The following is a 7953-nucleotide window of genomic DNA, read 5'->3' as shown; positions in this document are numbered from 1 at the left end:
GACCGGACCGCGGATCTCGTGTTCTCGAATGACGTAGGCGGTCTGCTCGACCCTCGGAACGTGGTCGCTCGCTACTTCAAGCCCGCGCTCTCGGCGGCGGGGCTGTCGACGGCGATCCGCCTCTACGACCTCAGACACTCGCACGCGACCCTGCTGCTGCACGAAGGCGTGAACGTGAAGGCGGTCTCCGCTCGGCTCGGCCATGCGTCGGCTGCGATGACGCTCGACCGGTACGCGCACGCACTGCCGGCGGCAGAGGCTCAGGCCGTAGCGGCGCTCGATGCCGTGCTCGGGCGGTAGCTGGGTCTGGTTTGGCAACGTTGGCACCACACTGGCACCACGACTGAGACCCGACTCGCCAAAATCCTCAGCGTCCCCGGCGCGATTCGAACGCACGACCTGCTGCTTAGGAGGCAGCCGCTCTATCCAACTGAGCTACGGGGACGTGGCGGCGAGTCTAGCGTCTGGCGGGCGGGAGTCAGCCGAGCAGGATCTGCTCGAAGAACTCGTCGAAGGTCTCGTTGCCGCGCGGGATGTAGACGCCGAAGCCGGGCTTGGCTTTCTCGGCGGGGGCGAGCTGGTCGGTCGTCCAGCGCACCAGGCCGCGCGCCTCGATCTTGGTGCCGTTGCGGTCGGGGAAGACGATGCGCACGTCGGCGCCCACGGGCGGCAGGACGCTGGAGCGCACGAAGACGCCTTCCTTCGAGACGTTCTTGATGTAGCCCTTGCCGCGCATCGAGCCGGCCTCGAAGGAGGCCGGGATGCGCTTCAGGATCCTGCGCAGCTTGCGCCTCTCGACCTCGGGGGCCTTCCGCATCTCGCCGGTATCGACGCCCCCGCAAGACGCCTTTACGAGCCGGGGGCCGGGGACGCGCAGCGGATGCGCAGGGCGCACCTACCTCCGGTGCTTCATGTCCTGCGTGGCGTAGAGCCTGAACTCCCGGCCGTCTTTTGCGATGAATCGGAAGGAATAGCGGCGGAACTTCTCGCCTTCGGCGTCGCCGAAGCTCTTGCGCCCGTCGAAGTCGGCGTAGAGCTTCGCGCCGTCGCTCCCGGGCTGGATGGGTTCGACCACCAGCCGGCTGTCGCCGCCGCCGAAGTCGAGCTCGCGCGGGGACACGTTGTCGGGGTTGGAGCCGATCGGGCGCTCCTTCAGCACGCCTTCGTGCGCGTTGTAGGTGAGTGACCCGCTCTGCGCGGAGCGCCGGAAGTCGGTGCTTCCCAGGTCCTTGCGGTTGTGCGAGCGGTAGTGGAGCAGGATCGTGCCGCGCCGGTCGGGCACGCGGCGCTCGATCAGGTTGTAGCAGTAGTCGACGTCGCCCACCTCGATGCCGAAGAAGGTGACCTTGAGTGAGTTGCCGCCGCCTGCCTCGGGCGCGGGCTTGAGCTCGATGGCGTCTTCGATCTGCAAGACGCTTCCGTCCTGGCGTTTGCAGGTGACCGGTGCGGAGAAGCGGCCGGCGATGTAGGCGATCGCGATCTCGTCCTCGGTCAGGTGCTGGGGCTGCTGGTAGCCGTCCTGCGCGCGCACCGAAGCCGCGAGCACGAGGCAGAGGAGGGCGGGTATCCTGCGGTGCATGCCGAGCTCCTTCGACGCGGCGCTGGCCGCGCGCGATCTATCGCCCCTCCAGCGCGGGCCGGCGCGCGTGCTGCAGCTCAACCTGACCCGCCGCTGCAATCTCGCCTGCCATCACTGCCACGTCGAGTCTTCGCCCAGGCGCACCGAGGCCATGGACGCGCGCACGGTGGCGCGCGCGCTCGAGCTCTTGGCGGCGAGCCCGGGCATCGAGGTCGTGGACCTGACGGGCGGTGCGCCGGAGATGCACGGATCTTTCCGCGAGCTCGTGCGCGAGGCGCGGCGGCTGGGCCGGCGCGTGATGGACCGCTGCAACCTGACCATCTTGCAGGAGCCCGGCCACGCCGACACCGCCGAGTTTCTCGCCGCGCACCAGGTCGAGGTCGTGGCCTCGCTGCCCTGCTACCAGGAGGGCAACGTCGATGGCCAGCGCGGGCGCGGCGTGTTCGAGCGCAGCATCGCGGCGCTGCAGGCGCTGAACGCGCTGGGCTACGGCGGACCCGACAGCCCGCTCGCGCTCGACCTCGTGTACAACCCGGTGGGGCCGAGTCTGCCGCCCGCGCAGGCCGCGCTCGAGGCCGACTACCGGCGTGAGCTCGGGAGTCACTACGGGATCGCGTTCCGGCGCCTGCTCACGCTGACCAACATGCCGATCCGCCGCCACGCCGAGTGGCTCGCGCGCCGCGGCGAGCTTGCGCGTTACCAGGCTTTGCTCGTGAATCACTTCAATCCCGAGACACTGCCCGGCCTGATGTGCCGCGACACGGTCTCGGTCGACTGGCGCGGGGAGCTCTTCGACTGCGACTTCAACCAGGCGCTCGACCTGCCGCTGGGCGAGGCGCGCCGCACGCTGTGGAGCGTGAGTCACTTCGGCGAGCTCACGGGCCTGCCGATCGCGACCGGCGAGCACTGCTTCGGCTGCACGGCCGGCGCCGGCTCGAGCTGCGGCGGGGCGCTGGTCCAGTGAGCGAGTGGGGCCAGGTCGAGCCCGCGGCGGAGCGCTGGAACCGGGCGCTCGTCGAGCACGCGCATCCCCCGGGCTGGCGGAACCCCGCACCCGCCGCGCGCTACGACCTGGTGGTGCTGGGCGGCGGCACGGCGGGGCTGGTGTCGGCGATCGTCTCGGCGGGGCTGGGGGCGCGGGTTGCGCTGGTGGAGCGGCACCTGCTCGGCGGCGACTGCCTGGTGAGCGGCTGCGTGCCCTCGAAGACCCTGCTGCGCTCGGCGCGCGCCGCGGCCGACGTGCGCGCGGCGACACAGTTCGGTGTGCGGGTGCCGGAGAAGGTCGAGGTCGACTTCTCGGCGGTCATGGAGCGCGTGCGGCGGGTGCGCGCCGAGATCGCGCCGCACGACTCGGCCAAGCGCTACAGCGAGCTCGGCATCGACGTGTTTCTCGGCCACGGGCGCTTCGTCGACGCGCGCACGCTCGAGGTGGCCGGTGCCCGGCTGCCGTTCAAGCGCGCGGTGGTGGCCACCGGCGCGCGCGCCGCGCCGCCGCCGATCCCGGGCCTCGAGGACTGTCTCACCAACGAGAGCGTCTGGTCGCTCGTCGAGCAGCCGCGGCGGCTGGCGGTCATTGGGGCAGGGCCGGCCGGCTGCGAGCTGGCCCAGGCGTTCGCCCGGCTGGGCACGCAGGTCACTGCACTCGAGCTCGCGCCGCAGGTCCTGATTCGCGAGGACCCGGACGCGGCGGCGCTGGTGGCGGCGGCGCTCGAGCAGGATGGCGTCGAGCTCCTGCTCGGCGCGAAGCTCGAGCGCGTGGAGCGGCGCGGCGCGGCGCGCGTGCTGCGGGTGAGCACCGCGCACGGCCCGCGCGAGGTGGAGGCCGACGCCGTGCTGGTCGCGGTCGGCCGCGCGCCCAACGTGGAGGACGCCGGGCTCGAAGCCGCGGGCATCCGCTACGACGCCCGGGGAGTCACGGTCGACGCGCAGCTCCGCACCAGCAACCCCCGCGTCTTCGCCGCCGGCGACGTGTGTCTCGAGACCAAGTTCACGCATGCCGCCGACGCTTCCGCGAAGCTCGTGGTGCGCAACGCCTTCTTCTTCGGGCGGCGGCGCGCGGCCGACCTGGTGATTCCCTGGGTCACCTACACCGATCCCGAGGTCGCGCACGTGGGTCTCTACGAGCGCGACGCGCACGCGCGGGGCATCGCCGTCGACTCCTTCCAGGCGCCGCTCGCCGACAACGACCGCGCGCGCGCGGACGGCGAGTCCGCGGGCTTCATGAAGGTGCACGTGCGCAAGGGCAGCGACGCGATCCTGGGCGCGACCGTGGTCGCGAGACACGCGGGCGACCTGATCGCGCCGCTGGCCACCGCCATGGCCGGCGGCGTAGGCCTGGGCAAGCTCGTGGAGCTCGTGCTGCCGTACCCCACGCAGCCCGAGCTGATCAAGACGGTCGCGTCGGCCTACACGCGCACGCGACTCACTCCGCTGGCGGCACGCGTGCTGCGCGGCCTGATCCGCTCCAAGCGGTAGTCTGATTGACTACGTTCGCCTGCGGCTCACTGCGCGTGGCTTCGCCACTTGCGGGCCTCGCTCAGGGCGGCCTTCGCTCGGCTAGACCTTATTGTGCTTCACTGCCCGCGCGGCCAGGATCGCCTGGACCATCGCTTCGGGAATGGGCTCCTGCGGGTCCTCGTGCGCCATCTCGCAGGTCTTCACCGTCGCCCGGTAGCTCTCGAGGTACGTGAGGCACGGGGGACAGAGCTGGATGTGACCTTCGAACACGCGCTGCTGCGCGGCGGGCAGGTCACCGTTGAGATAGTCGATCAAGAAGTCCGTGCACTCACGACAGTTCATGCGGCCCCCCGCGTGCGCATGTGCGGATCGAGCAGGGTGCGCAGCGCCAGGCGCGCCCGGTGCAGGCGAATCTTCGCGGCATTGGGTGTGACACCGAGCAACTCGGCCGTCTCCTTCGTGTCGAGGCCTTCGATGTCGCGAAGCATGAGGACGGTTCGGTAGTCCTCGGGCAGCTGGTCGATCTGGCTGCGCACGAGCTGCCGGGTCTCCTGGCGCTCCAGGGCGTCGAGCTGGGCCGGGCTGCGCCATTCGGCGGGCTCGTCGACCCGGTGACCGTCCTCGAAGAACTTGGGCAGGAGCTCCTCGATCGAGACCTCGGGCCGGCGCGTGCGCGTGCGCAGCTTCATCAGCGCCGCGTTCACCACGATCCGGTGGAGCCAGGTCGAGAGCCGCGCGCCGCCCTCGAAGCTGGCGATTGCGCGGAAGGCCGAAACGAACGCCTCCTGCACGGCATCGGCGGCGTCGTCCTCGGAGCGCAGCAGCCGGCGGGCCACCGCGAGCATGCGCCCGCCTTGCGTGCGCACCAGCTCCGCGTACGCTGCCTCGTCGCCCGCGCGCAGGCGCGCGACGAGAGCGGCTTCTGCACTCGCTGCAGCGTTGGGATCGGCGGTCTGTGCCACGCGGGAAAACCTAACATAGGACTTACGTTGAGACTCGCTGGCAGCCTCGTGCTCTGTGCCGCCGTTTGCGCGCTCGCCTGCTCGCGCGCGGCCGAGCCGCCGTACGGCCTCGGCAAGTTCCCGGAGCAGCACTGGCGCTTCGAGGCCGACGAGCTGACCGAGATCGACGGCACGAAGGTCACGATCGAACGCGCGGCCGACGTGGTGCTGCGCGCCGAGCCCGAGCCCGAGCGAGACACTCCGCTCGACCTCTACGTGGAGCGCTACCGGATCCGCATCGACGGCGCGCCCGCGGGCACGAGCGAGCTCCAGGTCTCGGAGCTCGGACTCACCGCGACCACGGCCGAAGGGCCGGTCTCGCTGGGCGCGGGCGATCCGACCCCCGCGGGAGACACCGTGCTCGAGCTGCGCGCGCGCCCCGTGGCCTCCGCCGAGCTCGACCGCTTCGGCGCGGCGACCCACCCCGCGTGGGCCAGCCAGCATCCCGTCTGGGCGGGCCTGTCGCTCGCCGACTGGTGGCTGCTCGCCCTACCGCCCCAGGGCTCACCCGCTGGTCCCACGCTCCGGGCGCTGCCGCAGATCGGGCAGTACGCGCTCGGCCTCGACGTGCCCATGCGCTGGCAGGGCGGCGCCGGGGAAGGGCGGGTCAGCGCCGACTCACTGCACCTGGCGAGCGGCTTCGACGGCCGGGCCGAGGTCGAGGCGCGCTCCCAGGCCGACCTGGCCCCCGATGGCCGCGTGCGCGCCGCGCGGCTGCAGGTGGCGCTCGACTTCAAGGCGACCAACGGCACGCACGTCCGGTCGAGTCACAAGATTCGCTGGACCTGCAGCGACTGCGGTCCGGGCGTCAACCCGCCGCCGCCGCGACCCGATACCGATCGAGGCCGTGACGGAACTCCGCAGCAAGGACACCTGGACGATCTTCCGGATCATGGCGGAGTTCGTCGAGGGCTTTGAGACGCTCGCCCCGATCTTTCCCGCGGTCTCGGTGTTCGGCGGCGCGCGCGTCGCGCGAGACACTCCGATCTACCAGCTCGGGCGCGAGATCGGCCGTTGCCTGGGGCGCGAAGGCTTCGCCGTGATCACCGGCGGCGGCCCCGGCGCCATGGAGGCCGCGAACCGCGGCGCGCACGAGGTCGAGGCGCCGTCGGTCGGTCTCAACATCAAGCTGCCCTTCGAGCAGCACGACAACGGCTACGCCGACACCGTGATCCACTTCGACTACTTCTTCGCGCGCAAGGTCATGTTCGTGAAGTACGCCTGCGCGTTCGTGATGCTGCCGGGCGGCTTCGGCACCTTCGACGAGCTGTTCGAGTGTCTCACCCTGAAGCAGACCGGCAAGTCGCGCGACACGCCGGTGATCCTGGTCGGCACTCGGTTCTGGTCGGGTCTGCTCGACTGGCTGCAGAGCGAGGTCGTGAAGCAGGGCCTGATCGGCCCCAAGGACCTCAAGCTCTTCTCGGTGGTCGACTCCGCCGAAGAGGTCTGCCGCCTGGTGCGCGAAGGCTGGGACCGCCGCCGCAAGGACCTGCACCGCGACGATCCCACCTGACTTGGCGTTCGTTCGCCTGCGGCTCACTGCGCGTGGCTTCGCCACTTGCGGGCCTCGCTCAGGGCGGCCTTCGCTCGGCCTGACCGCCGCCGCAAGGACCTGCACCGCGACGATCCCACCTGACTTGGCGTTCGTTCGCCTGCGGCTCACTGCGCGCGACTCCGTCGTTTGCAGGCCTCGCTCAGGGCGGCCTTCGCTCGGCCTAGGGGGCGAGGTACTCGCGGCCGCAGGAGCGGCAGTGGGCGCGGGTGTGCTTCACGGACAGCACCGCGCCGCAGTCACACAGGCCCGAGAGCCGGCGCGCGCTGGCCTCGAGCTCGGTCCACGACTCGTCGCCGCTCTCGATCCGGAAGTGCTCGCCGTCGCGCACCACGACCGCGCCGGCCACGAGCAGGCGGTCGACGTCCATCTCGCCCTCGTGGAGCAGGCTCTCGGTCACGATCTCGCGCGCGCGCCGGGTCAGCCAGCGGAACTTCATGCGCGGGGGGCTGAGCAAGCGCCATGCCCGCCAGAATCGGCCTCAAAACGCCGTTCTCGCGGCCCGGAGCCAGGGTAGGGCGCCCGTGCGACCCCCGGGTGTGAAGACCGTTTCCGTCAGCGGAAGGTGAAGACCATGTGCGTCTGGCCGATCTCGATCTCGTCGCCGTGGGCGAGCTCGGCGGTGCGCACGCGCTTGCCGTTGACCTTCACGCCGTTGGTGCTCTGCAGGTCCTCGAGGTTGGCGGTCTCGCCATCGCACAGCACCACCGCGTGCTCGCGGCTCATGCTGTCGTCCGGGATCTGCAGGTCGCAGGTGGGCGCGCGGCCGATCAGCGTCTCGGGCTTGCTGATCTCGAACACCTCGTCCGGCTGTCCGGACATGCGCACGATGAGCGCGGCCTTGGGCATCGCGGTCGGAATCGGCAACGCTCGGAGACCGCTTGATCCCTGGCCGATGGTCGGGTGGGCACCCTACCCACGCTCCGGTGGTCGCGTGGGCACCCTACCCACGCTCCGGTCGTCAGAGACGGCGGTGTCTAAGAGCGGGCAGGCGCCGGCGGATCTCCGCCTGGCGGGCGAAGTCGAGCTCGGCCAGCCCGATGCCCTCGCCGTCGGGCACGACGCAGAGCAGGGTGCCCCAGGGGTCGGCGATCAACGACCGGCCGAAGGAGCGGCGGCTCGGGTTGTGGTCGCCGAACTGCGCCGACGCCACCACGTAGCACTGGTTCTCGATCGCGCGCGCGCGCAGCAGCACCTCCCAGTGGTCGCGCCCGGTCGGCACCGTGAAGGCCGAGGGCACGAGCAGCACCTCGGCGCCGCGCTCGCTGAGCTGCCGGTAGAGCTCCGGGAAGCGCACGTCGTAGCAGACCGAGAGACCGAGCGTGCAGGCGTCGGTCTTGGCCAGCGCGAGCTCGCTGCCCGGC

12 protein-coding genes and 1 tRNA gene are annotated in these 7953 nt (G+C 71.2%); 5 read left to right on the top strand and 8 right to left on the bottom strand.

From position 1 onward, the window contains the following. On the top strand, positions 1–300 hold a 300-nt coding region (locus VMR86_16505), incomplete at its 5' end, for a tyrosine-type recombinase/integrase (protein ID HTO08651.1). A gap of 71 nt (positions 301–371) precedes the next feature. Here the strand turns inward: VMR86_16505 and VMR86_16500 are convergent. From VMR86_16500 to VMR86_16490, 3 genes are all read right to left on the bottom strand, one after another. Continuing rightward, positions 372–445 (bottom strand) — tRNA-Arg (locus VMR86_16500). A 33-nt stretch (positions 446–478) separates the two neighbouring features. Beyond that, the gene (locus VMR86_16495; GenBank protein ID HTO08650.1) at positions 479–817 is read right to left on the bottom strand and encodes a PilZ domain-containing protein; all 339 of its coding nucleotides are present in this window, start codon (positions 815–817) and stop codon (positions 479–481) included. Positions 818–895: 78 nt separating this feature from the next. Next, a complete protein-coding gene (locus VMR86_16490) occupies positions 896–1579 on the bottom strand; it encodes a hypothetical protein (protein ID HTO08649.1) in 684 nt (227 codons plus the stop codon). Here VMR86_16490 and arsS point away from each other — a divergent pair. Together arsS and VMR86_16480 are read left to right on the top strand one after the other, a co-directional pair. After that, positions 1578–2543 (top strand): arsenosugar biosynthesis radical SAM (seleno)protein ArsS, encoded by a 966-nt coding sequence (gene arsS / locus VMR86_16485; protein ID HTO08648.1) that lies wholly within the window; start codon positions 1578–1580, stop codon positions 2541–2543. The two genes, VMR86_16490 and arsS, sit on opposite strands and share 2 nt — an antisense overlap. Further along, positions 2540–4054: a mercuric reductase gene (locus tag VMR86_16480; GenBank protein HTO08647.1), complete on the top strand. Its 1515-nt coding sequence runs from the start codon at positions 2540–2542 to the stop codon at positions 4052–4054. The genes arsS and VMR86_16480 overlap by 4 nt, the downstream gene beginning before the upstream one ends. An 81-nt stretch (positions 4055–4135) precedes the next feature. On the opposite strand, the gene VMR86_16475 is transcribed toward VMR86_16480, so the two are convergent. Both VMR86_16475 and VMR86_16470 read right to left on the bottom strand, forming a co-directional pair. Further along, positions 4136–4378, bottom strand: a complete 243-nt coding sequence (locus tag VMR86_16475) for a zf-HC2 domain-containing protein (GenBank protein ID HTO08646.1) — start codon at positions 4376–4378, stop codon at positions 4136–4138. Then, positions 4375–4998 (bottom strand): sigma-70 family RNA polymerase sigma factor, encoded by a 624-nt coding sequence (locus VMR86_16470; protein ID HTO08645.1) that lies wholly within the window; start codon positions 4996–4998, stop codon positions 4375–4377. Before VMR86_16470 ends, VMR86_16475 begins: the two co-directional genes overlap by 4 nt. A 27-nt stretch (positions 4999–5025) precedes the next feature. Between VMR86_16470 and VMR86_16465 the strand changes: the two genes are divergently transcribed. Continuing rightward, complete coding sequence (locus VMR86_16465; protein ID HTO08644.1) at positions 5026–5955, top strand: hypothetical protein; 930 nt, start codon at positions 5026–5028, stop codon at positions 5953–5955. Further along, positions 5930–6550, top strand: coding sequence for a TIGR00730 family Rossman fold protein (locus VMR86_16460; GenBank protein ID HTO08643.1), 621 nt, complete (start codon positions 5930–5932; stop codon positions 6548–6550). Before VMR86_16465 ends, VMR86_16460 begins: the two co-directional genes overlap by 26 nt. A gap of 202 nt (positions 6551–6752) precedes the next feature. On the opposite strand, the gene VMR86_16455 is transcribed toward VMR86_16460, so the two are convergent. The 3 genes from VMR86_16455 to VMR86_16445 form a co-directional block, all read right to left on the bottom strand. Continuing rightward, positions 6753–7028 (bottom strand): hypothetical protein, encoded by a 276-nt coding sequence (locus VMR86_16455; protein HTO08642.1) that lies wholly within the window; start codon positions 7026–7028, stop codon positions 6753–6755. Positions 7029–7144: 116 nt separating this feature from the next. Next, the gene (locus VMR86_16450; protein ID HTO08641.1) at positions 7145–7456 is read right to left on the bottom strand and encodes an FHA domain-containing protein; all 312 of its coding nucleotides are present in this window, start codon (positions 7454–7456) and stop codon (positions 7145–7147) included. 94 nt (positions 7457–7550) lie between these two features. Then, a partial coding sequence (locus VMR86_16445; protein ID HTO08640.1) for a nitrilase-related carbon-nitrogen hydrolase occupies positions 7551–7953 on the bottom strand: 403 nt, incomplete at its 5' end.

The organism is Myxococcota bacterium (genome assembly GCA_035498015.1).
GTDB lineage: Bacteria > Myxococcota_A > UBA9160 > SZUA-336 > SZUA-336 > VGRW01.
Note: the sequence above shows the minus strand (reverse complement) of the source record. Positions and strands in the feature narration are given on the sequence as shown.

Excerpts from the sequence above, each read along its gene's own strand:
- VMR86_16495 (HTO08650.1), bottom strand. The coding sequence starts at position 817 with ATGCGGAAGGCCCCCGAGGTCGAGAGGCGCAAGCTGCGCAGGATCCTG.
- arsS (HTO08648.1), top strand. The coding sequence starts at position 1,578 with ATGCCGAGCTCCTTCGACGCGGCGCTGGCCGCGCGCGATCTATCGCCC.
- VMR86_16490 (HTO08649.1), bottom strand. The coding sequence starts at position 1,579 with ATGCACCGCAGGATACCCGCCCTCCTCTGCCTCGTGCTCGCGGCTTCG.
- VMR86_16475 (HTO08646.1), bottom strand. The coding sequence starts at position 4,378 with ATGAACTGTCGTGAGTGCACGGACTTCTTGATCGACTATCTCAACGGT.
- VMR86_16460 (HTO08643.1), top strand. The coding sequence starts at position 5,930 with ATGGCGGAGTTCGTCGAGGGCTTTGAGACGCTCGCCCCGATCTTTCCC.
- VMR86_16455 (HTO08642.1), bottom strand. The coding sequence starts at position 7,028 with ATGAAGTTCCGCTGGCTGACCCGGCGCGCGCGCGAGATCGTGACCGAG.